The following is a 24,090-nucleotide window of genomic DNA, read 5'->3' as shown; positions in this document are numbered from 1 at the left end:
CGCGAAGTCTATCCTGAGTCTAGATGCGAACGCCGTTCGCACTAGCGACGGGAGTGCTCCGATGATTGACGCTGTCAAATGGGGGCCGACGCGATATGCCCGCAACGGTGAGGTGGAGATCGCCTGGGATCAGCTCGTCGGGTCCCAAGGAGACCCGCTGCTGTTGATCATGGGCCTGGGCACCTCGCGGTTCTGGTGGCCGGCGGCACTCTGTCGGAGCTTCGCTGACGAGGGCTTCCAGGTGGTGCGCTACGACCAGCGTGACGCTGGCCAGTCGACCCGGATGCCGGATGTCAGTGACGCCAACCCGTTCAGCGCACTGTTTCGCAAGCGGGCGGGCGCGTACACCTCCGAAGACATGACAGACGACGCTGTCGCCGTCATCGATGATCTCGGCTGGTCGGGCGCACACCTCTTCGGCCACTCTCTGGGTGGCGTCGTCGCGCAGCGCCTCGCCTTGCGCCATCCAGACCGGGTTCTGAGTGTGGTGTCCTCGGCCGCGCTGCCTAGCGACACGTCCGGTGTGAAGGTGGCTCGCTACCTGCGCTTCGGACTGCTCGCCCGACTGGCACGCACGAAGTTCCCCGAGGGACGCGAAGGCGACATCGCCGCGAGCCTTGCGGTGGCGCGCGGAGTGGCGTCGCCGGCGTACCCGTTCGACGAGGACGTAGCGCGCGAGTGGATCGAGCGCGGGGTCGACAGCGGGCCCCGTGACAAGAAGGCGCAGAGTCGCCAGATCGGTGCCCAGTGGCACGGACGCAGGTTGTTGGAACTGGACAAGCCCACCCTCGTGATGCACGGGGACGCGGACCCGATCCTGCGGCTGTCGGCCGGGCGTACGACAGCTGCCCGCATAGCCGGAGCGCGGATGATCACATGGCCAGGGGTCGGTCACGATCTTCCTGAGCCGTTGTCGCGCGACGTGGCACGCGTCGTTCGAGACCTGGCCGACTCTGCGTAGCGCGGAGATCGTGGGTCGCGGAGGTTCCGCCATCGACAACTCAGCAGCAGGACTCGGGCGCGCATCACCCACCGCTCAACATCGCCGAGCGCACGCCCCTCACCCACGGGAGAAGCATGATCCGGATTTACAAGCCTGCAGACCACGACGCGCTCCTCGACCTCTTTGCCCGAGCGGGTGTCGATTCGGCCAGTGGCGAACTGTGGGGACACCTGGCGTCTGAGCGGATGGTCTATCTCGACCCCTACATTGAGTTCTGCTCGGACACGCTCTTCCTCGCGGAGGTCGACAACGACCTCGTCGGGTACCTCGCCGGCTGTCCCGACAGTGCGCTTCTCCCGGGTGAAGACGAGCTGTTGACCCGAGCGATCATCCGTCACAAGGTGATGCTCAGGCCACGGTCAATGCCGTTCTTCGTCCGGAGCCTCATCGATCTCGGCGCAGTGAAGTTGCGAGGCGGAGAGGCCGCCTCTGGCCTAGGGGTGGGTCGACGCTGGCCTGCTCACCTGCACATCAACCTCGCGCCCGAGGCACGTGGGACCGGTGCGGCACAGGAACTGATGCTCGCCTGGCAGACCTGGCTCACGAACGCCGGAAGTCCTGGCTGCTACCTGCAGACTCTGGTCGAGAACACCCGTGCGACGCGGTTCTTCGAGAAGTGTGGATTCGTCGTTCATGGCTCGACACCGCTGGTGCCGGGGGTCCGGTATCAGAGGCAGCCCGTGCATCAGCAGACCATGGTCTGGTCTCCGCCGCCGGATCGCTGACCCGCATCTGCTGGGAGGGGTCCGATCTCTCAACGGACAGGTCGGCATCCCTTCCGGCGCCTACGCCGGGCTGAACGCAGGCATTTCTATCCCCGCGCTCACACCAGCAGCGACTTCCAGGAGCGCGCCCAACTGATTTTCGGACTCAGCGGAACCAAGTCCAGCGAACGCAGTGCCCAGCGTTGGCTCACGCCGGAGCAAACTGAGAACGTCATCCGGTTCGCCCTCGAGGTGGCGGAAGCGTACGCGGACGAACTTGTCGCCGCGGGACGCGACGAACACGGAGTTTTGACGCCGAGCCGCCAAGGACCAATGTGCCGGTTGCGCTGGCTCGGCACCTATCAGGCACCGACGACACTTGCCTGACATCCGCGGTCTTCAGAGTGTCCCGAAGTCGTTGGCTCGCGTTGCCTCAATAGCTCGGGAGATCCGCCACGACCTTTATGATCGTCGCAAAATCTCGGGCTTCCTTCCGCCTACGGCGCCAGCGCCCAGTAGAGACCCATGCGGCTCATGCGCACACGCCGCACGTGCTCGCTGACGATGCCCGAGGGCGCGACCACTGCGGGGGCGTGTGAGCAATGAAGGTGGGTCCTCGCCACCCTCGTGAAAACGCTGCCTCCGGAGACGGGGTTATTGCTCACCCCTTAAGGGCAGGACTCCTCAAGCTTCACCGCGTCAAGCTCGACGATCGTGTCGATCGGAACCTTCTTGCCGGCCTTGGGCTTCTGAGCGCAGACCTTCCAGTTCGCGTCAAGAACCTGGAATCGCCCAAGTTCCAGCGCGTCGTTCTGAATCAGTCCGTAGCTGCCCAGCGCTTGGAGCATGTCCTGTGCCAGCTGGAGGTTCTCACCGGCCAACTTCGGCATCTTGAAGGACTCCGCCGCCTTGGCTTCGGCAGCTTCCTCGGCCTCCGCCTTTGCCGTGGCCTTCGCGTCTGCTTCAGCGATGGCTTTGGCTTCCGCCTCCGCCTTGATCCGGGCATCTTCCTTGTCGCCGACTCCGTTGCCGTCGACATCCGAGCTCTCACTCGCGTCGCGAGGGAAGGCATCCTCGTCGTCGGGAACTCCGTCCGAGTCCTGGTCCTTGACCTCGGCTGCCACCTCGGAGTCACCCGAGTCTTCACCACACGCAGAGCAGGAGATTCCCAACATCAGCACCGCGACGATGACGGTCAAGTATCGGCGCGTGCGCGGCGAGGTCGGCGAGGTCGAGAGACTGGGGAATCGGTACACCGAGTGAAGGTATCCAACATTCAGCAGTGCCGTGCGCGTTTCAGGCCACAGAGATCTGTGGTGCGCAACACCCACTCACAGGCACCCGGCGCCACGCCTGCCAGGCAGGACTAGAAGTCAGACACGCCGGGCCGAGTGCACCGTTCGGAGCAACTCGCCGGCACGTCAACCTTGATCTCACTGCGGACTATGTGCGGACCGGAGAGCCCTGACCCCCATTGACCTGCACAAACGCGCTAGCTCAGACGTTGAAGCGGAACTCCACCACGTCGCCGTCGGCCATGACGTAGTCCTTGCCCTCCATGCGCACCTTGCCGGCGGCCTTGGCGTCGTTCATCGAGCCCGCGGCGACCAGGTCCTCGAAGGACACGATCTCGGCCTTGATGAAGCCCTTCTGGAAGTCGGTGTGGATGACGCCGGCGGCCTCGGGGGCGGTGGCGCCCTTCTTGATCGTCCAGGCGCGCGACTCCTTGGGGCCCGCGGTCAGGTAGGTCTGCAGGCCGAGGGTGTCGAAGCCGACGCGAGCCAGCTGGTCAAGGCCCGGCTCCTCGATGCCGAGGTCGGCGAGCATCTCGGCGCGCATCTGCTCGGCCTCCTCGTCGTCGCCCAGCTCGACCAGCTCGGCCTCGCTCTTGGCGTCGAGGAAGACGGCCTCGGCGGGCGCCACGATCTCGCGCATCTTCGACTTGAGGTCCTCGTCGGACAGCTCGTCGATGTCACAGTTGAACACGTAGAGGAAGCGCTTCGCGGTGAGCAGGTGCAGGTCGCGCAGCGCCTCGAGGTCGAGTCCGGCGTTGCGCACGCCGGTGCCCGCTTCGAGGGCCTCCTTGGCCTTCTTCGCCTCCTCGAACTGCGCCACGAGGGACTTGTCCTTGCGCGACTCCTTGTCGAGGCGCGGCAGCGCCTTGTCGACGGTCTGGAGGTCGGCGAGGATCAGCTCGATCGCGATCGTCTCGATGTCGCTCGCCGGGTTCACGTCGCCGTCGACGTGCGTCACGTCCTCGTCGCGGAACACGCGGGTCACCTGGCAGATCGCGTCGGAGTCGCGGATGTGGGACAGGAACTTGTTGCCCATGCCCTCGCCCTCGGACGCGCCGCGCACGATGCCGGCGATGTCCACGAACTCGACCGTGGCCGGCAGGATGCGCTCGGACCCGAAGATCTCGGCCAGCTTCTCGAGGCGGGAGTCGGGCACGCCGACCACTCCGACGTTGGGCTCGATCGTCGCGAACGGGTAGTTCGCCGCGAGGACGTCGTTCTTGGTCAGGGCGTTGAAGAGCGTCGACTTGCCAGCGTTGGGAAGTCCGACGATTCCGATGGTGAGGGCCACGGGGAGCCAGCCTACTGCCGGGACCTGCGCGCCAGAGAATTCCCCATGTCGCTCAGGTGTAACTCCGTGATACCTTTCGCGTGACCAGCGTCACATTACTTGGGAGTACCCCGTGTTCCGTTCTGCAAGATTCCTCGGCCTTGCGGCCGCCGGCGCCCTCGTCGCCGGCCTCGCCGCGGCACCCCAGGCCACCGCCGCGCCCACGTTCTACGACCCGCCCGCGGACCTCCCGGCCGGCAAGGGCACGGTCATCCGCACCGAGCCGATGAAGCTCGCGCTGACCCTCAACGGCCTCTACCTTCCGGGCAAGGCCACGCGGATCATGTACACCTCCACCGACGAGGCCGGCGCTCCCGCCGCCGTGAGCGGAGCGTACATCGAGCCCACGAAGAAGTGGACCGGCACCGGCCCCCGCCCGTTGGTCGCGGTCGCCGCCGGCACGCAGGGACAGGGCGACGCGTGCGCCCCCTCCAAGTCGCTCGAGACCTTCCTCAACGTCGAGGGCGACGAGTTCGGCATCGGCTACGAGATCCCGAGCATCCACGACTTCCTCAACCGCGGCATGGCCGTCGTCCTGACCGACTACATCGGCCTGGGCACCACCGACCGCGTGCACACCTACACGAACCGACTCGACATGGGCCAGGCCCTGCTCGACGCCGCCCGCGCCGCGCTGAACCTGCCCGACACGTCGGTCACGACGTCGTCGCCGATCGGCCTCTACGGCTACTCCCAGGGTGGCGGCGCCGCCGGCTCCGCGGCCGAGCTCGCCCCCACCTACGCCCCCGAGCTGAACCTGAAGGGCGCCTACGCGGGCGCTCCCCCGGCGAACCTGGTCGAGGTGCTGAAGTCCGCCGACGGCACCGACCTCACGGGCGTCATCGCGTACGCGATCAACGGCATCACGCCGTACCACCCCGAGCTGCAGGGCGCGCTCGACCAGCTGGCGACGCCGGCCGGCAAGGAGGCGCTGGAGAAGGTCAAGACCCAGTGCATCGGCGGGACGCTGTTCTCCTACGGGTTCCAGAAGACCTCGAAGTGGACCACCACGGGCCAGTCGCTGTACGACATCGTCAAGGCCGACCCCGCGCTGCGCGCCCCCGTCGACGCCCAGCGGATCGGCCGCCTCAAGCCGAACGTGCCGGTGCAGGTGCTCACGGGCACGAAGGACGACATCGTCGACCACGCGCAGGCCAAGCAGCTGGCGAAGGACTGGTGCGCGAAGGGCGTGAACGTCACCTACACCCCCGTGGTGCAGCTCGTCGGCACCGGCGGCACGGCGCTCAACCACCTCGGTCCAGCCATCACGCGCCTGGGTCAGACCCACGACTGGCTCGCCGACCGTCTGACGGGCAAGTCCGTGAGGTCGAACTGCAGCTCCCTGTGGCTGCTGCCCTGACGGCAGCACGATGAGCCGACCGGGCGATGATCGAGTCGTGGAGAGCGACCCGATCATCGCCCGGCTGCGCGCCGCGGGCTGTGTGTTCGCCGAGCGCGAGGCCGCCTTCGTGCGCCGCCACCTCGTCGACCCCGGCGACGTCGAGCGCGCGGTCACGGCCCGGGTCGCCGGCGTCCCGCTCGAGCAGGCCGTGGGCGTGGCCGAGTTCGACGGCGTCACCGTCGCGGTCGCCGAGGGCGTGTTCGTCCCGCGCCGCCGGGCCGAGGCGATCCCCGAGGCGGCAGCCGCCCACCGACCCAGAGCCCGCATCGTCGTCGACCTCGGCTGCGGGTCCGGGGTACTGGCCGCGGCGATGACCCGGCTGCTGCCCGCCGCCCAGATCCACGCCGTCGACCTCGACCCCACCGCGGTCGTGGTGGCCCGCGCGAACGGCCGCCGGTTCGGCTTCAGCGCCCACCACGGCTCTTGGTGGAACGGCCTGCCGCGCCGCCTGCGCGGACGGATCGACCTCGCGGTCGGCTACCTCCCCCACGTCCCCAGCACGCGCGTCGACGGCATCCACCCCGACTTCCGCGCCCACGAGCCGCGCTCGACGGTCGACGGCGGTGGGGACGGGCTCGACCACCTGCGCGCCGTCGTCGCGCCGCTCGCCGCCTGGCTCGCGCCCGGCGGCGCGTTCGTCACCCTGCTCTCGGTCGAGCAGGCCGCGCACGTCCCGGGCCGCATCGCTTGGCAGGACGACGAGGACGCCGTGCTGGTCCTGGATCCGGAGTCGGTGGGATCATGGCTGGCGTGACCGTCATCAAGATCAACGCCATCACCGTGCCCACGTCCGCCGGCGACGAGCTCGCCCACCGCTTCGCGAAGCGCGCCGGAGCCGTCGACGGCCAGGAGGGCTTCGAGGGGTTCGAGCTCCTCAAGCCCACCGACGACCGCGAGCAGTGGCTCGTCGTCACCCGCTGGCGCGACGAGGAGTCGTTCCAGGCGTGGCTGAGCTCCCCCGCGTTCGGCCACGGACACCGCTCGGAGTCCGAGCGATCGGGCGGCGAGGCGCCGAAGCCGGTGTCCACCCACAGCGAGGTCTGGAGCTACGAGGTCGCCGACCTCTCGCAGGGCTGACCCCTCACGACCCGCGGAGGGCGTCGAGGACCTTCTGGACTCGGCGCTCCCGCGTGTCGTCCTTCTTCGCCTCCTCCACCGAGCGCGCGTGCTCCTTGCGGTGCGAGTAGGCCAGCGCATCGAAGGCCTCCCGCAGTCCCGCCGCGGCCAGCGCCTCCGCGAGCGCATCGGGCACGTCGACCTCACGAGGAGCGTCGTCGAGCTCGATCCGCACGTCCACCTCGTCCCCGATCTCCACGCCGAGCGCCTCCCGCTTGGCCTTGCTGAGGCCGATCAGGTTCTCCGCATCCATCCGGGCGAGGCGCGCCGGCTCGGTGACTCCACCGATCGTGATCCGCACGGGGAACGACTTGCCGGCGCCGAACGAGGCGACCTGCTGGTCGGTGAGGATCACCGCCGCCGCGGGGCCGCGCGGCTCCAGCGTCGTGCTGATCGTGAGTGTCATCTTCGGCATGGTGCCTCCTGGGTGCGCCGGGTGCCTCGATCGTGACCCGCCCGACCGCACCGTGTCCACCGCTCCACGGGAACTGTCGGTGCCCGCCGCCACCATGGCCGCATGGCCACCTTCCCCAGCCTGACCGCGCTGCTCGTCCTGCTCCTGGTCGCCGGCCTCGCCGGCGCGCTCGGCTACCTCCTCGGCACCCGCACGCGCACCGCGTCGGCGCACGACGTCGAGATCGCCGCCACCGCCACGTCCCGCGCCGTCGCGCCGGTCCGCGAGAGCCTCGACCGCTTCGACACGCGGCTGCGCGACCTCGAGTCCAGCCGCATCGAGTGGCACGCCCAGCTGCGCGAGCAGGTGGAGTCTGTGCGCGTCACGGGCGAGGCCCTGCGCCGCGAGACCGCCTCGCTGTCCACCGCCCTGCGCCGACCCGAGGTCCGCGGCCGCTGGGGCGAGATGCACCTGCGGCGCACCGCCGAGCTCGCCGGCATGACCCAGCACTGCGACTTCGACCTCCAAGTCACCACCGACGACGGTCGCCTGCGCCCCGACATGGTCGTGCGGCTGGTCGGCGGCCGCGACATCGTCGTCGACGCGAAGGTGCCGCTCGACGCCTTCCTCGACGCCACGGCCAGCGACGACCCCGATGCCCGCGAGGCCCACCTCGACCGGCACGCCCGCCAGCTGCGCGGCCACGTCGACCAGCTCGCGGCCAAGTCCTACTGGCGCCAGTTCGACTCCGCGCCCCAGTTCGTCGTGCTGTTCGTGCCCGGCGAGTCCTTCCTCTCGGCGGCCCTCGAGGCCGACACGGGGCTGCTGGAGCACGCGGCCGAGCGGCAGGTCGTGCTGGCCTCCCCCACCACGCTGGTGGCACTGCTGCGCACGGTCGCCCTCGCGTGGACGCAGGAGTCGCTCGCGGAGAACGCCCGCGAGATCCACCGCGTCGCCAGCGAGCTCTACGAGCGCCTCGGCACGGTCGCCGGCCACGTGGACCGGCTCGGATCGTCGCTCGAGCGCGCCGTGCGCTCGTACAACGACACGGTCGCCTCGGTGGAGTCGCGCCTGCTCGTCAGCGCCCGGCGACTGCACGACCTGAAGGTCGACGACACCCCGCCGTTCCACCCGCGTGTGATCGAGGCGACACCCCGCGTCATGACCGCGCCCGAGCTGCTCGATGAACTAAGTTCATGACCATGAGCTCGCCGGCAGCCGGCGCCGTCATGGCCCTGGCCAGGACTCCGGCCGCGGCCTCCAGGTACGACCTGACGCCGCGTGCCACAGTCGTGTGCGCCGTGCTCACCCTCGCCGCCGTCACGGGGCTCGACCTCATCGACGGCCGTCTCGGCCCGGCCTTCGCCGTCGGCTTCGTCCTGGTGGTCCTCACGGCCGCCGCCGCGGTGCAGGAGCGTGGGCTTTTCACCGTCGGCGTCCTGCCGCCGGTGCTGCTGGTCGGTGCCCTGCTGGTGCTCGCCTCCGTCGTCCCCGACGCGATCGTGATCGAGGGGCTGCCCGAGACCACCGGCGTGTTCGGCCTGACGCTCAACGCGACGATCGCCCACGGCGTGCCCCTGCTGATCGGGCACGCCCTGGCCATCGCCGTGATCGTGGCGCGGATCCTCAGCGCTCGGCGCTGATCCCCTTTGCGCCGCCGCCCGACACGCGGCGCGCCACCCACAGCCCGACGAACATCAGCGCGGTGAAGAGCGCGATGAGGACGAACGCCGTGGGAAGCAGGTTCGCGACCCGACCGCCCTTCGTCAGCAGGATGACCGTCGCGGCCACGGTGGCCGCCGACGCCACCAACGGCGTCCACGTGTCGGCGCGACCCGCCCACCCGTGCACGACCGCGCTGACCAGCACGGGAACGCCGGCGACCATGCCGGAGATCAGCAGCGTCAGGAAGAGCAGGCCGGGCTCCGGATCGTCGGACTCGTCGATGAGGATCGGCAGGTACAGGAGCACCCCCGCGGCGACCACGCACGAGATCACCTTGGTCAGCAGCAGCGTCTGGTCGCGGCGCATGGAACTCCCCTTCGCTCGGTACGGGCGCGCCCCTCCCCGAGGCGGCCCTCCACCCTAACGACCCGGTTGCCCGGTTGCCGGGCGAGACCTACCGTGGCAGGACGACCACTTTCCGGGGGGAACCCATGTTCGTCCGCCGTTCCGTCGCCGCCCTGTCGGCCCTCACCCTGGCCGCCGGCGCGGTGGCCCTGCAGTCACCGGCCCAGGCCCGCGGGGGCCACCACCCCGATCGCCCCACCACCGCGGGCCCCACGGCCTACGGCTACGGCGGTGCCGTCAGCTCGGTCGACCGTGACGCGAGCCAGGTCGGACTCTCCGTCCTCAAGTCCGGGGGCAACGCGGCCGATGCCGCCGTGGCCACCGCCGCCGCGCTCGGCGTCACGGAGCCCTACAGCGCCGGTGTCGGCGGAGGCGGCTACTTCGTGTTCCGCGACGGCCGCACCGGCAGGGTGACGACGATCGACGGCCGCGAGACCGCTCCGGCGGGCGTCACCCCCACCACGTTCTACGACCCGGCGACGAATCAGCCGCGCCCCTTCGCCGATCTGGTCTCCTCCGGCGTCTCCGTCGGCGTCCCCGGCACGGTCGCCACGTGGGACAAGGCGACCCGCCTGTTCGGCAAGCGCTCCCTCAAGCGGAACCTGGCGCCGGCCACCTCGCTCGCCGCGCGGGGCTTCACGGTGGACCAGACCTTCCAGAACCAGACGAAGGACAACGCGACGCGCTTCGCCGCCTTCCCCGAGACCGCGCGGCTGTTCCTGCCGGGTGGCCAGCTGCCGGTCGTCGGCTCGCGCTTCCGCAACCCCGACCTCGCCCGGACCTACGCGCTCATCGCGCGGCGCGGACCGCAGGCGTTCTACCGCGGAGCGCTCGCCGAGGACATCGCTCGCACCGTCCAGGCTCCGCCCAAGAGCCCCGACACCACGCTGCCGGTGCCGCCCGGGTCGATGACCACGCGCGACCTCGCCGGCTACTCCGTGCGCCTTCAGAAGCCCACGAAGGTCAACTACCGCGGCTACGACGTCTACGGCATGGCGCCTTCGTCGTCCGGCGGCATCGCCGTCGGCGAGGCACTCAACATCCTGGAGAACCACCGTCTCGGCGGCGGCGCCCGGATCGGCCAGAGCCTGCACCTCTACCTCGAGGCCTCGGCCCGGGCCTTCGCCGATCGTGCCGCCTACCTGGGCGACCCGGCGTTCGTCGACGTGCCGACACGCACGCTGCTGAGCCAGCGGTTCGCCGACTCGCGTGACTGCACCATCGACCCGAACCAGGCGTCCACCCGCCCGGTCCCGGCCGGCGCGCTGGACGGCTCCGGATGCGGCACGACGGCCTTCGAGGAGATGCGCGACACCGAGAACGTCTCCACCACCCACCTGTCCGTGGTCGACAAGTGGGGCAACGCGGTGGCGTACACGCTCACGATCGAGCAGACCGGCGGCTCGGGCATCACCGTCCCCGGTCGCGGGTTCCTGCTGAACAACGAGCTGACCGACTTCAGCACCACGTACGTCGCGACCGACCCGAACCGGATCGAGCCGGGCAAGCGACCGCGCTCGTCGATGTCGCCCACGATCGTCACCAAGAACGGCCAGGTGCGGTTCGTGGTGGGCTCCCCCGGTGGCGCCACGATCATCACGACCGTTCTGCAGATCCTGATGAACCGGATCGACCTCGGCATGACACTGCCCGAGGCGGTGGCGGCACCGCGGGCCTCGCAGCGCAACGCGGCCACGACCCCGGCCGAGCCGGCCTTCATCGAGCAGTACGCGGACGACCTCGCGCCGTTCGGTCAGCGACTGGTGCCGTCGGGCGACACGTTCACGTCGGCCGCCGAGATCGGGGCGGCCGCCACGATCGAGGTGGATCGCCGCGGCCTCATCACCGCAGCGGCCGAGCCGCAGCGCCGGGGCGGCGGCACCGCCCTGGTGGTGAAGCCGGTCCGTCGTCGCTGACTGGTCTCGATACACCCGCTCGTTCCTCGCGGGCACTCGACCACCGGGAGCGGCCTCGCTGATCGAGTGCCGGCGAGCGCAGCGAGACGTGGGGGCACCTCCCGCTTGCGGGGGCGTATCGAGATCACGTGGTCTCGATACACCCGCTCGTTCCTCGCGGGCACTCGACCACCCGGAGCGGCCTCGCTGATCGAGTGCCGGCGAGCGCAGCGAGACGGTGTATCGAGATCACACAGATGGTGGTCTCGATAACGACCACCGAGGCGTCAGGCCTGCGCGGCGGCCTTCATGTCGCGGCGCAGCTCGGGCGGCAGCGCGAAGATGAGCGACTCGTCGGCGGTGCGGATGGCCTTGGCGTTGCCGATGCCGCGCTCGCCGAGGTAGCCGAGTACGTCCTGCACGAGGTCGTCGGGGACCGAGGCGCCGGAGGTGACGCCCACGGTGCTGACGCCCTCGAGCCACGCCTCGTCGATCTCGGTGATGTCATCGATGCGGTACGACGCCTTGGCGCCGGCCTCGAGCGCGACCTCGACGAGGCGCACGGAGTTCGACGAGTTCGACGAGCCCACGACGATCACCAGATCGGCGTCCTTGGCGATCTCCTTCACCGCGACCTGGCGGTTCTGGGTGGCGTAGCAGATGTCGTCGCTGGGCGGATCCTCCAGCTGCGGGAACTTCTCGCGCAGGCGGCGGACGGTCTCCATCGTCTCGTCGACGCTCAGGGTGGTCTGGCTCAGCCAGCTCAGCCGGGTGCCCTCGGGGAACTCGAGGCCGTCGACGTCATCGGGGTGCTCGACCAGGGTGATGTGCTCGGGAGCCTCGCCCGCGGTGCCCTCGACCTCCTCGTGACCGGCGTGCCCGATCAGCAGGATGCGGTAGTCGTCGGCGGCGAAGCGGCGCGCCTCGTGGTGCACCTTGGTGACCAGCGGGCAGGTGGCGTCGATCGTCTTGAGGCTGCGCTCGGAGGCCTCGGCGTGGACGGCCGGCGAGACGCCGTGCGCGCTGAACACGACGGTGGCGCCGTGCGGCACCTCGTCGAGCTCCTCCACGAAGATCGCGCCACGCGCGGCGAGGTCGTTCACCACGTGCTTGTTGTGCACGATCTGCTTGCGCACGTAGACGGGCGCGCCGTAGAGGTCGAGCGCCTTCTCGACGGTGATGACCGCTCGGTCGACGCCCGCGCAGTAACCTCGCGGGTCGGCCAAGAGAACCTGGCCCGACGTTCCGGGCATGCCGAGATTGACCTGAGTGGACATGTCGCCCAGCCTACCGACCCGCCGATGACGACCGCAGCGTCGGCGCCGCCTCATAGGGTGGGCGCATGGCCCTGGAGACGAGCGCGGACAACCCGGCTCCCCTGCGCTCCATCTCGTTGGCGCTGCAGGGCTGGATCGCGCGCCTCGGCGCGGTGTGGGTCGAGGCCGAGGTCGTCCAGCCGAAGCTGAGCGGCAACACCTACTACCTCACCCTGCGCGACCTCACCGCCACGATGAGCATCAGTGCCATCGCGTTCCGCGCCGTGATCGAGTCCAGCGCCACCCCGATCACCGACGGCACCCGTGTGATCGTGCACGCCAAGCCCGAGTTCTACTCGCCCAACGGCCGCCTCTCGCTCAAGCTGCTGGAGATTCGCCCCACCGGGGAGGGCGAGCTGCTCGCCCAGCTCGAGCGGCGCCGCCAGCTGCTGGCCGCCGAGGGCCTGTTCGAGGCCCGCTGGAAGCGCCCGCTGCCGCTGCTGCCCCGCTCCATCGGGCTGGTCACGGGCAAGGGCTCGGCCGCCGAGCGCGACGTCCTGCAGAACGTTCACGACCGCTGGCCCGGCGCCTCGATCGAGGTGCGCCACGCGCTGATGCAGGGGTCGCAGTCGGCGATGGCGGTCATCGGGGCCCTGCGCGAGCTCGACGCGGCCGAGCACGTCGACGTCATCGTCATCGCCCGCGGCGGCGGCTCGCTCGAGGACCTGCTCCCCTTCTCCGACGAGGCGCTCGTGCGGGCCGTGCACGGCGCCACCACGCCCGTCGTCAGCGCGATCGGGCACGAGCCCGACGTGCCACTGCTCGACCTCGTCGCCGACCTGCGCGCCTCCACCCCCACCGACGCGGCGAAGCGCGTCGTGCCCCACGTCGGCGACGAGCTGGCCGGGCTGGCCACCGCCCGCGAACGAGCCCGCCAGGCTGTCGCCGCCCACCTGCACCGCGAGGCGGCCGGGCTCGCCGCCCTGCGCAGCCGACCCGTGCTCCGCTCCCCCGCGGCCTTCGTCGACACGCAGCAGGACGTGGTCTCCGCGCAGCGCGAGCGCGCCCGGCTGGCGATGCGCGCCCGGCTGAACCGGGCCCACGACGAGGTCGGCCACCACCTGGCCCGCGTTCGCGCCCTCTCGCCCCTGGCCACGATGCAGCGCGGCTACGCCGTCGCCCTCGACCCGTCGGGCCGGGCCGTCACGTCCGTCGAGACGCTCGCCGCCGGCGACGACCTCGTCCTCCACCTCACCGACGGTCACGCCACCGTCCGCGTCACCGACCTGCAGGAGCACCCGCATGAGTGAACCCACGCCCACCGACCCGGCCGAGCTCTCCTACGAGCAGGCCCGCGACGAGCTGGTCTCGATCGTCCAGCGTCTCGAGACCGGAGGTACGACGCTCGAGGAGTCGCTGGCGCTGTGGGAGCGCGGCGAGGCGCTCGCCGAGGCGTGCCAGCGCTGGCTCGACGGCGCGCGGGCCCGGATCGACCCGGGTCAGGACGCGAAGGGCTCCAGCGAGGCCACGTAGTCCTCCACCACGGGGCGCTCGGCGCCGCTGGTGACCACCACGAGATCGGTGCCCACGACCGCGCCGAAGGTGACGGCGTCGTCGGGTCCGGAGAACACCTGCCACGTCGTGCCCGCGATCTTCTGCTCGCCGTCGGGCGTGCTGCCGGCCGCGCGGTCCTCCACGAGGTTCGGCAGGTCGTCGGCCTCGCCGATCCGCTGCGTCAGGCCCACGTAGTCGCCCTCGTCGGTGACCACGTTCAGCTGCCAGCGGTCGTCGATCAGCTCGGCCCGTGTGGCGCGCCAGCGCTCGGGCAGCTCGGTGGGAACGAGGGGCACGAATCCGGCGCGCACCTCCACGCCCGACGCGGCACCGCGCCAGTCGACCTCGGAGGTGGGGTTGTCGGGCGTCTCGGTGAAGAGCCGGCCGAACAGGAACAGGCCCACCACGATGGCACCGAGCACGAGGACCGAGCGCACCACGTCGCCCATCGCCGGATTGCCGCGCGAGTACCCGCTCATCGTGCTCCTGTCGTGCCGGGAAGAACCGTTCGGTCGCGCTGGCCAGCCTAGCCTTCGTGCCCGATAGGATGACCGCGTGGACCGACTGAAGCCCGCTGAGGCCGCCCCCGACCGCAACCTCGCCCTGGACCTCGTCCGGGTGACCGAAGCCGGGGCCATGGCCGCCGGCCGCTGGGTCGGGCGGGGCGACAAGAACGGCGCCGACGGCGTCGCGGTCAACGCGATGCGGTCGATGATCAACACCGTCGCGATGGACGGCGTCGTCGTGATCGGCGAGGGCGAGAAGGACGACGCGCCCATGCTCTACAACGGCGAGCACGTCGGCGACGGAACCGGCCCCGAGTGCGACGTCGCCGTCGACCCGATCGACGGCACCACCCTCACGGCCAAGAGCCTGCCCAACGCCATCTCGGTCATGGCCGTCGCACCGCGCGGCTCGATGTACGACCCCTCCGCGGTCTTCTACATGGAGAAGCTCATCGCCGGCCCCGAGGCCGCCGACAAGGTCGACATCCGCCTCCCCGCCGCCGAGAACATCCGCATCGTCGCCAAGGCCAAGGGCCTCGACGTCGAGGACGTCACGGTCTGCGTGCTCGACCGCCCCCGCCACGACGCACTCGTCCACGAGATCCGCGAGACCGGCGCCCGCATCAAGTTCATCGCCGACGGCGACATCGCCGGCGGCATCACCGCGGCCCGCCCCGACTCCGGCGTCGACCTGCTGCTGGGCATCGGTGGAACGCCCGAGGGCATCATCACCGCGGTCGCGATGAAGTGCCTCGGCGGCGTCATCCAGGGCCGCCTCACTCCCGTGGACGACGAGGAGCGCCAGCGCGCGATCGACGCGGGCCACGACCTCGACCGGATCCTGTCCACCGAGGACCTCGTCACCGCCGACGACTGCTTCTTCGTCGCCACCGGCATCACGACGGGCAACCTCATGCGCGGCGTGCGGTACGGCGCCGGCAGCGCCACCACCGAGTCGATCGTCATGCGGTCCCGCTCGGGCACGATCCGCACGATCCGCAGCGAGCACCGCCTGCAGAAGCTGATGGCCTTCTCCTCCATCGACTACGAGCACTGAGCCGATGGGTCCAGGGCCGGCGCGCGAGGAGTCCGTTGCGGTCTCCGAGGAGTCGTTCGCGCACCTGCCCAGCGGGCTCGACCTGTGCCACCAGACCTTCGGCGACCCCGGCGACGAGCCGGTCCTGCTGATCATGGGGCTCGGCGGCCCGATGACATGGTGGCCCGAGGCGTTCTGCGTGCAGCTGGCCGCCCGCGGCTTCCACGTGATCCGGTTCGACAACCGCGACACCGGCCGCTCCACGAAACTGCGCCACCACCGGGTGTCCCGGACCGACATCGTGAAGGCCTACCTCGGCCGCGGCTCGGCGCCCTACGGGCTCGACGACCTCGCCGACGACGCCGCGGCACTGCTGGACCACCTCGGCATCGACGCGGCCCACGTCGTGGGGGTCTCGATGGGCGGCATGATCGCGCAGACCCTCGCGGTCGAGCACGCCGACCGGGTCCGCTCGCTCACGTCGATCATGTCCACCACGGGTCGCCGCCGCGTCGGCTGGATCCACCCGCTGATCATGCGCACGATGCTCGCGTCGGCGGGCCGCACCCGCCCCGAGTACGCCGAGCTCTCGGTCAGGAACGGCAAGGCGGTGGCCTCCCCCGCGTTCCCGACCCCCGACGACGTGGCTCACGCCCGCGCCCTGGAGACCTACGACCGGGGTTGGATCGCCAGCGGCGTCTCGCGCCACATGCTCGCCGTGCTCACCCAGCCCGACCGCACCGAGCGCCTCGGCGCGGTCACGGTGCCCACCCAGGTGATCCACGGCTCGAAGGACCTGCTCGTGCACCGCTCGGGCGGCCGGGCCACCGCCGCGGCCATCGATGGGGCCGAGCTGCTCGAGATCGCCGGCATGGGCCACGACCTGCCCGCCCAGCTGTACGGGACCTTCGTCGACGCCATCGCGGCCACCGCCGCCCGCACCCGCTGAGGCCCGACCTCTCAACGTCCTGACGACCGCGGCCCACTAAGGTGCGAGGCATGACCGACAACACTCAGTGGCGCATCGAGCACGACACCATGGGCGAGGTCAAGGTCCCCGCCGACGCCCTCTATCGCGCCCAGACGCAGCGCGCCGTCGAGAACTTCCCGATCTCCGGAACGCCCATCGAGTCGGCGCAGATCCGCGCGCTGGCGCAGATCAAGGCCGCCTGCGCGACCGCGAACGCCGAGCTCGGCATCCTCGACCAGGCGATGGCCGACGCGATCGTCGCCGCCGCCGACGAGGTCGCCACCGGCGCCCACGACGCGCACTTCCCGATCGACGTCTTCCAGACCGGCTCGGGCACCTCGAGCAACATGAACACGAACGAGGTCATCGCGACCCTCGCGACGAGGAACTCGGGCATCGAGGTCCACCCGAACGACCACGTCAACGCCTCGCAGTCCAGCAACGACGTGTTCCCCACGTCGATCCACGTCGCCGCGACCGAGTCGGCCCTCACGGTCCTCATCCCCGCGCTCGACCACCTCGCGACGAGCCTCGAGGCCAAGGCCACTGAGTTCGCCGAGGTCGTCAAGTCCGGCCGCACGCACCTCATGGACGCCACGCCGGTCACCCTCGGCCAGGAGTTCGCCGGCTACGCCGCGCAGATCCGCCGCGGCATCGAGCGCGTCGAGGCCTCGCTGCCCCGCACGGCCGAGGTCCCCCTCGGCGGCACCGCCGTGGGCACGGGCATCAACACCCCGAAGGGCTTCCCGCAGCGCGTCATCGAGATCCTCGCCGAGCGCACCGGCCTGCCGCTGACCGAGGCGCGCGACCACTTCGAGGCGCAGGGCGCCCGCGACGGCCTCGTCGAGATGTCGGGCCAGCTGCGCACCATCGCGGTGAGCCTGGTCAAGATCAACAACGACCTGCGCTGGATGGGCTCGGGCCCGCGCACGGGTCTGGGCGAGATCCACCTGCCCGACCTGCAGCCCGGCTCGAGCATCATGCCCGGCAAGGTCAACCCGGTCCTGCCCGAGGCCACGCTCATGGTGTGCGCCCAGGTCATCGGCAACGACGCCGCCATCGCTTTCGCCGGTGCCTCCGGCTCCTTCGAGCTCAACGTGATGCTGCCGGTGATCGGCCGCAACATCCTGGAGTCGATGCGCCTGCTCGCGAACGCCTCCACCACGCTGGCCGACCGCTGCATCGACGGCATCACCGCCGACGTCGAACGCTGCCTCGAGCTGGCCGAGTCGAGCCCGTCCGTCGTGACGCCGCTCAACCGCCACATCGGCTACGAGAACGCCGCCGCGATCGCGAAGAAGTCGGTCAAGGAGCGCAAGACGATCCGCCAGGTCGTGATCGAGGACGGCTACGTCGAGCGCGGCGACATCAGCGAGGCCGACCTCGACGCCGCCCTGGACGTCATGAGCATGACCCACCCCTGACGGTCTGAAGCCGAGAACGCCGCCTGCTCCTTGGGAGCGGGCGGCGTTCGTCGTTGTGCCTGATCTCGATACACCGTCTCGCTCCGCTCGCCGGCACTCGATCACCGGCTCGCCGCCCCGGTGACCGAGCAGCACATCGAGATCACCAGCGAGAACGGACGCCGATCATCGGTGATCGAGTAGCTGGCGAGCGCAGCGAGCCGCGTATCGAGATCAGCTGACCTTGCGGGCGACGACGTAGTTGTCGCGCTCGAAGACGACCTCGTACGAGGCACCGTGCTCGGCCCCGTGCTGGATGGGATCCGTCTGCGTGAGGTTGCGGTCGAAGATGATGTAGTCGGGCACGACATCGCCGATCGTGCCGATCCAGTAGGCCTCGTCGTGGCTGCCGGTGAGGTACTTCAGGACCGCGATGTCGGTCTCGACGACGGCGTCCTCGGGGATCGTGGCGATCGCCTCCTGCATCGCCTCGCGCCGCGGCGACGCGTCCCACGTCTCGGGCTCAAGCAGCTTGACCACCGGCCCGCCGGCCAGCAGGTAGCCGCTGACCGCGGCGCCCAGCACGACACCCGGCCACTCCAGCCTCGGGCGCTTGCCGATCGCGTCGATCATCGCGACGAACACGATCGGCATGATGACGATCGAGTAGTGCCACTCCGTGCCCCAGTAGTACTCGACGTCGCCGAGGAACCGCCACAGGAACGTGGGAGCCGCGACCACGGCCCACGGCGACCACAGCGCCGCGAAGCCGGTGACGCCGAAGGTCAGCAGCAGAGTCAGGAGCTTGCGGTCGGCCTCCGTGGTGAGCGTCTCCCAGACTCCCACCTCGCCGCCCAGGTTGCCGGTGTAGTCGTAGCCGCCGCCGGTGTTGAACGCCGGGATGATCACCCACACGACCAGCACGAGCGCGACGGCTCCGCCGAGGGCGAGCAGCAGTCCGCGCCTGCGCTCGCCAGCGAGCCACAGCGCCACGCCCACGGCGGCGACGGTGACGCCCATGTCCTCCTTGACCAGCAGCAGCGGCAGCGACCACCAGACGACGGCGCTGTACCGCTGCTCCACGTACGCCACGCCCGCCATCGCCAGGATCGGCACCGCGAACGCGACCTCGTGGAAGTCGGCCACCACGGCGTTGCCGAAGCCGAAGGCCAATCCGTACATCAGCGCGATGGTCCATCCCACGCGCGGGCCGAGCCGGGCGACCGCGAGGCGCGTGATCGGCACCACCGACAGGCCGATCAGCAGCCCCTGCGCGACGAGCAGCGTCTGCCCGTAGGGGAACAGCCAGTACGCCGGCGCGAGGAGTGCGTCGATCGGCGAGAAGTGGTCGCCCAGGATGTTGTACCCGGGTCCCTTCACCGGCACGATCGGCGCCTCGAACCGCGAGTAGGCCTTGACGGCCTGCTCGAAGATCGCGTTGTCCCACGAGTTCACGGTCAGTCGCCGCCACGACAGCAGGGAGATCAGGCTGTAGAGCAGGCCGACGACCGCGGCCCACACCCAAGGCATCCATCGGTTCACCTCGACACCGTACCGGGCGGTAACCCTCGGTTGCGGTTCCTTCGTCGTCCGTCTCGGCGCCGGGGGCTCCTGAGTGCTCCCGTGACGCGTGGGACGTATCGTCGGACCATGAGCCGGACCAGAGTGACCGCCGTGGCGCTGGCGGCCCTGCTGGCCCTGGCCCTCCTCGCGCTCGTCATCGTCGTCAACGTCCGCGCGGCACCCGAGGCCACTGCCCCGGAGGCAGCCGAGGAGACCAGCGAGCAGCCCCAGGTGGAGGTCGACGGGGTCGCCACCGTGCGGCTCACCGTCCCCACCGACGACTTCGCCACCGGGCCCGCCGCCCCGTGCAGCGACCTCGTCACGAGCGCCACGGACCCGCAGTCCGTCGAGCTGGCCGTGACCGCCTCCGAAGGGGAGCAGCAGGAGCTCGATGCCGAGGTCCGCGTCTCCGCGACGGCCAACCCGTTCAACGGCCTCAAGCGCCCGTACACCGTCGAGCTGGCCGACCCCGCCTCCGTGCTCGGGCTCCCGGCGTCGCGCGACTGGATGCTGCTCGACGAGTTCGCCGACCGGTCCCTGCTGCGCACCGCCTCCGCGATGGAGATCGCCCGGCGCCTGGGGATCGACTGGGTACCGCGACTCGTCCCGGCGAACCTCGAGATCAACGGCACGCCCTGCGGCCTGTACTCGTTCGGCGAGGTCCCGACCGCGCAGGAGGGTCGCGCGGAGCTCGCCGACGACGACGTCCTGCTGCTGGCCGACGCGCGCGACCTCGAGGGTCCGCGGTTCAGTACCGAGCGAGGCCTGCGCGTCCACGTTGCCGACCCGGAGGAGGCCGACCCGCAGGAGGTGGCCGCGGGCTTCCAGGCCGTGGAGGACCTGCTCTACGACCCGGCCTTCCCCGACAACGGCTACCGCGACCGCATCGACGTCGACTCCTTCGTGGACTGGTACCTGCTGAACGAGGTGACCAAGAACCTGGGCAGCCCGCTCTACGACGACGTGTACTTCGTGCTGCGCGGTGACGGCACGCTGGCGATGGGGCCTCCGTGGGACTTCTCGGCCTCGCAGGGCAATCGCCGGAACGGCTCCTGGCGCCTGGACCATCCGAAGGGCTGGTGGCTGCAGCGGTCCTGGTACGCGATCAGCGACGACCCCGCCTGGCGTCGCGCGTTCTCGCCCACGCAGGTCTGGAACGAGCCGCAGGGCCACTACTTCAACGTGCTGATGTCCGACCCCGACTTCGCCGGGCGCGTGGCGCAGCGGTGGACCGCGGTGTCCGAGGACCTCTCCACCATCGGCGACTTCGTCGACGACCGCGCGGCCGTGATCGCCGACGACGCGGTCGACAACTTCAGCCCTCCGGAGGTCGACGGCCCCGGCCTGCCGGTGGCCGCCAGTGCCCTCGACAACGATCCCGAGGTGTACGTGTTCGCGAACTCCGACCCGGCCGTCGACGTGCGCGAGGGCTGGCGGAACGAGGTCGACCTGCTGCGACGCTGGCTGGAGCGGCGGGTCGCGTGGCTCGACGGGGAGTTCGCGGAGCGGGCTCCGTCAGACCGCTGAGTCGTCCTGCTCGGGCAGGCCGACGTCCACCGCCTGCTGGTCGGCGAACGCCCGCGCAGCCCGGACCAGGGCGGCGTTGTCCGGGGCGATCGAGCCGTCCGGCAGCTGCAAGGTGTCCTCCAGCCCGACGCGGGTCTGCAGGCCGAGGCGCAGCGCATGACGCAGCGTCGGCCAGGCGGAGTGCGCCTCGCCGTGCAGCAGCACCGGGACGGAGGGCGCGACCTCGCGCACCAGGTCGAGCATCTCCTGGGCGAGGATGACGACCTGGGCATCGCCGATCCCCTCGGGCAGCTCGAGGAGGACACGAACGGCCTCGTCGCGCAGGGGCGACACGGCCCACTCCCGGACGTCGTCGACCGTCCACAGGCCCGCCTCCACGCCGATCCCTCGCTCGAGCAGCGCCGCGGTCACCGCCTCGGACCCAGACTCGTGCCAGTTGACCGACGCGAGGTCGGGCAGCACGCTCCAGCGGCGGACGGCCGCCACCCGTGCGGCCGGGTCGCGCAGGGCCCAGGCGCCGGTGGTGACGCCGATCGGCCTCGAGGGCAGGACGAACCGGGCCGCCGTGATCACGGCGTCGACGGCGTCGGGATCGAGGGTGTCGAGCCCGTCGACGTCCTTGGGGTGGACGTGGACGCCGTCGGCCCCAGCCTGCAGGACCGCCGCGATGTCCGCGGCGATCTCGACCGGGGTGACGGGCAGGGCCGGATGGGCGGCGGGAGGACGCGCGCCGTTGATGCAGGCCTGGATCAACGGCGGGCCCATGGGGTCACAACCCCGGGAACCACAGGCTCATCTCGCGCGCCGCGGACTCCTCGGAGTCCGACGCGTGCACGAGGTTCTCGCGGTTGGACAGCGACAGGTCGCCCCGGATCGTGCCGGGCGCCGCCTTGCGGCCGTCGGTGACGCCGTTGAGCGCACGCACGACCTCGATCGCCTCGTCGCCCTCGAGCACCAGGGCCACGAGCGGGCCGGACACCGCGAACTCGCGCAGCGGCGGGTACCAGGGCTGCTCGGTGTGCTCGGCGTAGTGGGCGTCGGCCATCTCGGCGTCGATCGCGCGGTGCTCCATCGCCACGATGCGCAATCCCTTGGCCTCGTACCGCGAGAGCACGGCCCCCACGAGGCCCCGGGCCACGGCATCGGGTTTGATGAGAACAAGCGTGCGCTGCGTCATGTGCCCAACCTATCCCCCGCGCTCGCCAAGGAGTTCCCATGGTCGACAGCACCCACACCACCACCCCCGCCTGGTGGCGGGACGCCGTGATCTACCAGGTCTACCCGCGCTCGTGGGCGGACTCCGACGGCGACGGCATCGGCGACCTGCCGGGCATCACGGCGCACCTGGACCACCTGGTCGCGCTCGGCGTCGACGCCGTCTGGCTGTCGCCGTTCTACACGAGCCCGCAGAACGACGCCGGCTACGACGTGGCCGACTACCGCGACGTCGACCCGCTGTTCGGCACGCTCGCCGACTTCGACGCACTGGCCGCCCGCGCCCACGAGCTGGGCCTGCGCGTCATCGTCGACCTCGTCCCGAACCACTCCTCCGACCAGCACGCCTGGTTCCAGGAGGCCCTCGCGGCGGATCCCGGCAGCCCCGAGCGCGCGCGCTACATCTTCCACGACGGCCGGGGCGAGAACGGCGACCTCCCGCCGAACAACTGGGAGAGCAACTTCGGCGGCCCGGCGTGGACCCGCGTGCAGAACCCCGACGGCACGCCCGGCCAGTGGTACCTGCACCTGTTCGACCCCAGCCAGCCCGACTTCGACTGGAACAACCCGGAGGTCCAGGAGGAGTTCCGCTCGGTCCTGCGCTTCTGGCTCGACCGCGGCGTCGACGGGTTCCGCATCGACGTGGCGCACGGGCTGCACAAGGAGCCCGGCCTGCCGGACGCGCCCGACGACTACGACCTCGCGATCCACCCGACCTCCGCCCAGCCGATGTGGGACAAGCCCGCCGTGCACGAGGTCTACCGCGACTGGCGCCGCCTCGTCGACGAGTACCGCGTCGAGGGCCAGGACGCCGACCGCATCCTGGTGGCCGAGGCGTGGGTCGTGCCCGAGGAGTCCCTGGCCAAGTACGTCCGGCCGGACGAGCTGCACCAGTCGTTCAACTTCGGCTACCTCATGACCCCGTGGAGGGCGCAGCACCAGCGGGACTCCATCACCTCCGCACTCGAGGCCACCGCGGCCGTCGGCGCGCCGCAGACGTGGGTGCTGTCGAACCACGACGTGCCGCGTCACGCGTCGCGCCTGTCGTACGACATCGACCGGGCGACCCGCGTGCTGGGCATCGGTCCCGACGACCCCCAGCCCGATGCGGAGTTGGGCCTGCGCCGCGCGCGGGCCGCCACGGGAGTCATGCTCGCGCTGCCCGGCTCGGCCTACCTCTACCAGGGCGAGGAGCTCGGCCTGCCCGAGGCCACGACGCTGCCCGACGAGGTCCGCCAGGACCCCACGTTCGTGCGCACCGAGGGCAAGGACGTCGGCCGCGACGGCTGCCGCGTTCCCGTGCCGTGGCACGCCGACCAGCCCGCGTTCGGGTTCTCCCCCACCGGCCGCAGCTGGCTGCCTCAGCCGGAGGTCTACGGCGACCTCGCGCCCAACCGCCAGGACGGCGTCGCGGGCAGCACGCTGGAGTTCTACCGGCGCCTGCTCACCGTGCGCCGCAAATACGGCCTCGGCCGTGGCGAGCTGCACTGGCAGGAGGGCTCCGACGACCTCCTCGCGTTCACCGTCGTCGGCTCCGGCGGTCGGCGCGTGCAGGTGGTGACGAACTTCGGCGCGGAGCCGATCGATCTGCCCCACGGCGAGCTCCTGGCCGTGAGCGGTCCGCTGGACGGGCACCGCCTGCCCACCGACACCACGGCTTGGATCGCCCCCGGCTGAAGGTTCACCCCTTCGCCGGACTTGCGGCGTTCTTCCACCCGCCGTAGTTTCATGTGAGCGGCGTCACATTTCCACGAGTCGCACGCCGCAGGATCTCGGGGGAAGGTCGGGTGGTGCACGTGACTAGGCGATCGAAGAAGACGCGCAGTGGAATAGGGCTGGCTGCCGCCGCAA

General features: G+C 70.7%; 24 protein-coding genes. 15 read left to right on the top strand and 9 right to left on the bottom strand.

Annotation, left to right across the window (positions count from 1 at the left end; translation table 11 throughout):
• Positions 1 to 61 precede the first annotated feature (61 nt).
• Both H1W00_RS07175 and H1W00_RS07170 read left to right on the top strand, forming a co-directional pair.
• Positions 62 to 961, top strand: a complete 900-nt coding sequence (locus tag H1W00_RS07175; protein WP_181754986.1) for an alpha/beta fold hydrolase — start codon at positions 62 to 64, stop codon at positions 959 to 961.
• 116 nt (positions 962 to 1,077) lie between these two features.
• Complete coding sequence (locus H1W00_RS07170; protein WP_181754984.1) at positions 1,078 to 1,728, top strand: GNAT family N-acetyltransferase; 651 nt, start codon at positions 1,078 to 1,080, stop codon at positions 1,726 to 1,728.
• 647 nt (positions 1,729 to 2,375) lie between these two features.
• On the opposite strand, the gene H1W00_RS07165 is transcribed toward H1W00_RS07170, so the two are convergent.
• The gene (locus H1W00_RS07165; RefSeq protein WP_181754982.1) at positions 2,376 to 2,963 is read right to left on the bottom strand and encodes a PASTA domain-containing protein; all 588 of its coding nucleotides are present in this window, start codon (positions 2,961 to 2,963) and stop codon (positions 2,376 to 2,378) included.
• 241 nt (positions 2,964 to 3,204) lie between these two features.
• Positions 3,205 to 4,293, bottom strand: coding sequence for a redox-regulated ATPase YchF (gene ychF, locus H1W00_RS07160; protein ID WP_181754980.1), 1,089 nt, complete (start codon positions 4,291 to 4,293; stop codon positions 3,205 to 3,207).
• Positions 4,294 to 4,405: 112 nt separating this feature from the next.
• On the opposite strand from ychF, the gene H1W00_RS07155 reads away from it, so the two are divergent.
• Genes H1W00_RS07155 through H1W00_RS07145 form a run of 3 tightly spaced genes read left to right on the top strand, consistent with a single transcriptional unit; the run spans position 4,406 to position 6,811 of the window.
• Positions 4,406 to 5,692 carry a lipase family protein gene (locus H1W00_RS07155; RefSeq protein WP_181754978.1) on the top strand — a complete coding sequence of 429 codons (1,287 nt, stop codon included), beginning with the start codon at positions 4,406 to 4,408 and terminating at the stop codon, positions 5,690 to 5,692.
• A gap of 37 nt (positions 5,693 to 5,729) precedes the next feature.
• Entirely contained in the window at positions 5,730 to 6,488 is a 759-nt protein-coding gene (locus H1W00_RS16820; protein ID WP_181754976.1) for a 50S ribosomal protein L11 methyltransferase, read from the top strand.
• Complete coding sequence (locus tag H1W00_RS07145) at positions 6,476 to 6,811, top strand: antibiotic biosynthesis monooxygenase family protein (RefSeq protein WP_194956247.1); 336 nt, start codon at positions 6,476 to 6,478, stop codon at positions 6,809 to 6,811. The genes H1W00_RS16820 and H1W00_RS07145 overlap by 13 nt, the downstream gene beginning before the upstream one ends.
• Positions 6,812 to 6,815: 4 nt before the next feature.
• Here H1W00_RS07145 and H1W00_RS07140 read toward each other — a convergent pair whose 3' ends face one another.
• Positions 6,816 to 7,265 carry a YdeI/OmpD-associated family protein gene (locus H1W00_RS07140; protein ID WP_206679981.1) on the bottom strand — a complete coding sequence of 150 codons (450 nt, stop codon included), beginning with the start codon at positions 7,263 to 7,265 and terminating at the stop codon, positions 6,816 to 6,818.
• Positions 7,266 to 7,367: 102 nt separating this feature from the next.
• On the opposite strand from H1W00_RS07140, the gene H1W00_RS07135 reads away from it, so the two are divergent.
• Both H1W00_RS07135 and H1W00_RS07130 read left to right on the top strand, forming a co-directional pair.
• On the top strand, positions 7,368 to 8,444 hold the full coding sequence (locus tag H1W00_RS07135; protein ID WP_181754974.1) for a DNA recombination protein RmuC: 1,077 nt from the start codon (positions 7,368 to 7,370) through the stop codon (positions 8,442 to 8,444).
• Positions 8,445 to 8,446: 2 nt separating this feature from the next.
• The gene (locus H1W00_RS07130) at positions 8,447 to 8,887 is read left to right on the top strand and encodes a DUF6542 domain-containing protein (RefSeq protein ID WP_181754972.1); all 441 of its coding nucleotides are present in this window, start codon (positions 8,447 to 8,449) and stop codon (positions 8,885 to 8,887) included.
• Here the strand turns inward: H1W00_RS07130 and H1W00_RS07125 are convergent.
• A complete protein-coding gene (locus tag H1W00_RS07125; RefSeq protein ID WP_181754970.1) occupies positions 8,871 to 9,275 on the bottom strand; it encodes a hypothetical protein in 405 nt (134 codons plus the stop codon). The genes H1W00_RS07130 and H1W00_RS07125 overlap by 17 nt on opposite strands.
• Positions 9,276 to 9,400: 125 nt before the next feature.
• Between H1W00_RS07125 and ggt the strand changes: the two genes are divergently transcribed.
• The gene (gene ggt, locus H1W00_RS07120) at positions 9,401 to 11,230 is read left to right on the top strand and encodes a gamma-glutamyltransferase (RefSeq protein ID WP_181754968.1); all 1,830 of its coding nucleotides are present in this window, start codon (positions 9,401 to 9,403) and stop codon (positions 11,228 to 11,230) included.
• 266 nt (positions 11,231 to 11,496) lie between these two features.
• Here ggt and H1W00_RS07115 read toward each other — a convergent pair whose 3' ends face one another.
• The gene (locus H1W00_RS07115; RefSeq protein WP_181754966.1) at positions 11,497 to 12,486 is read right to left on the bottom strand and encodes a 4-hydroxy-3-methylbut-2-enyl diphosphate reductase; all 990 of its coding nucleotides are present in this window, start codon (positions 12,484 to 12,486) and stop codon (positions 11,497 to 11,499) included.
• 65 nt (positions 12,487 to 12,551) lie between these two features.
• Here H1W00_RS07115 and xseA point away from each other — a divergent pair, with 65 nt between their 5' ends.
• Both xseA and H1W00_RS07105 read left to right on the top strand, forming a co-directional pair.
• Positions 12,552 to 13,775 (top strand): exodeoxyribonuclease VII large subunit, encoded by a 1,224-nt coding sequence (xseA, locus tag H1W00_RS07110; RefSeq protein ID WP_181754964.1) that lies wholly within the window; start codon positions 12,552 to 12,554, stop codon positions 13,773 to 13,775.
• On the top strand, positions 13,768 to 13,998 hold the full coding sequence (locus H1W00_RS07105; protein WP_181754963.1) for an exodeoxyribonuclease VII small subunit: 231 nt from the start codon (positions 13,768 to 13,770) through the stop codon (positions 13,996 to 13,998). Before xseA ends, H1W00_RS07105 begins: the two co-directional genes overlap by 8 nt.
• On the opposite strand, the gene H1W00_RS07100 is transcribed toward H1W00_RS07105, so the two are convergent.
• On the bottom strand, positions 13,965 to 14,498 hold the full coding sequence (locus H1W00_RS07100) for a DUF4245 domain-containing protein (protein ID WP_181754961.1): 534 nt from the start codon (positions 14,496 to 14,498) through the stop codon (positions 13,965 to 13,967). The two genes, H1W00_RS07105 and H1W00_RS07100, sit on opposite strands and share 34 nt — an antisense overlap.
• A gap of 76 nt (positions 14,499 to 14,574) precedes the next feature.
• Between H1W00_RS07100 and glpX the strand changes: the two genes are divergently transcribed.
• The 3 genes from glpX to H1W00_RS07085 are packed head-to-tail and all read left to right on the top strand — an operon-like array spanning position 14,575 to position 17,955.
• On the top strand, positions 14,575 to 15,582 hold the full coding sequence (glpX, locus tag H1W00_RS07095) for a class II fructose-bisphosphatase (RefSeq protein WP_181754959.1): 1,008 nt from the start codon (positions 14,575 to 14,577) through the stop codon (positions 15,580 to 15,582).
• Positions 15,583 to 15,586: 4 nt separating this feature from the next.
• Complete coding sequence (locus H1W00_RS07090; RefSeq protein WP_181754957.1) at positions 15,587 to 16,510, top strand: alpha/beta fold hydrolase; 924 nt, start codon at positions 15,587 to 15,589, stop codon at positions 16,508 to 16,510.
• A 50-nt stretch (positions 16,511 to 16,560) separates the two neighbouring features.
• Positions 16,561 to 17,955 carry a class II fumarate hydratase gene (locus H1W00_RS07085; RefSeq protein WP_181754955.1) on the top strand — a complete coding sequence of 465 codons (1,395 nt, stop codon included), beginning with the start codon at positions 16,561 to 16,563 and terminating at the stop codon, positions 17,953 to 17,955.
• Between the two features lie 213 nt (positions 17,956 to 18,168).
• Here the strand turns inward: H1W00_RS07085 and H1W00_RS07080 are convergent, their stop codons facing one another.
• Positions 18,169 to 19,476 (bottom strand): DUF2079 domain-containing protein, encoded by a 1,308-nt coding sequence (locus H1W00_RS07080; protein WP_181754953.1) that lies wholly within the window; start codon positions 19,474 to 19,476, stop codon positions 18,169 to 18,171.
• Between the two features lie 108 nt (positions 19,477 to 19,584).
• On the opposite strand from H1W00_RS07080, the gene H1W00_RS07075 reads away from it, so the two are divergent.
• The gene (locus H1W00_RS07075; protein WP_181754951.1) at positions 19,585 to 21,024 is read left to right on the top strand and encodes a CotH kinase family protein; all 1,440 of its coding nucleotides are present in this window, start codon (positions 19,585 to 19,587) and stop codon (positions 21,022 to 21,024) included.
• Here H1W00_RS07075 and H1W00_RS07070 read toward each other — a convergent pair.
• Both H1W00_RS07070 and ndk read right to left on the bottom strand, forming a co-directional pair.
• Positions 21,013 to 21,789: a 3-keto-5-aminohexanoate cleavage protein gene (locus H1W00_RS07070; protein ID WP_181754943.1), complete on the bottom strand. Its 777-nt coding sequence runs from the start codon at positions 21,787 to 21,789 to the stop codon at positions 21,013 to 21,015. The genes H1W00_RS07075 and H1W00_RS07070 overlap by 12 nt on opposite strands.
• A 4-nt stretch (positions 21,790 to 21,793) precedes the next feature.
• Positions 21,794 to 22,201, bottom strand: a complete 408-nt coding sequence (ndk, locus tag H1W00_RS07065) for a nucleoside-diphosphate kinase (RefSeq protein WP_181754935.1) — start codon at positions 22,199 to 22,201, stop codon at positions 21,794 to 21,796.
• Between the two features lie 38 nt (positions 22,202 to 22,239).
• Here ndk and H1W00_RS07060 point away from each other — a divergent pair, with 38 nt between their 5' ends.
• A complete protein-coding gene (locus tag H1W00_RS07060) occupies positions 22,240 to 23,916 on the top strand; it encodes a glycoside hydrolase family 13 protein (RefSeq protein ID WP_181754934.1) in 1,677 nt (558 codons plus the stop codon).
• Positions 23,917 to 24,090 lie beyond the last annotated feature (174 nt).

The organism is Aeromicrobium phoceense, assembly GCF_013868155.1.
Classification (GTDB): Bacteria; Actinomycetota; Actinomycetes; order Propionibacteriales; family Nocardioidaceae; genus Aeromicrobium; species Aeromicrobium phoceense.
The sequence above is the reverse complement of the archived record's forward strand: the minus strand, read 5'-3'. Positions and strand labels throughout refer to the sequence as shown.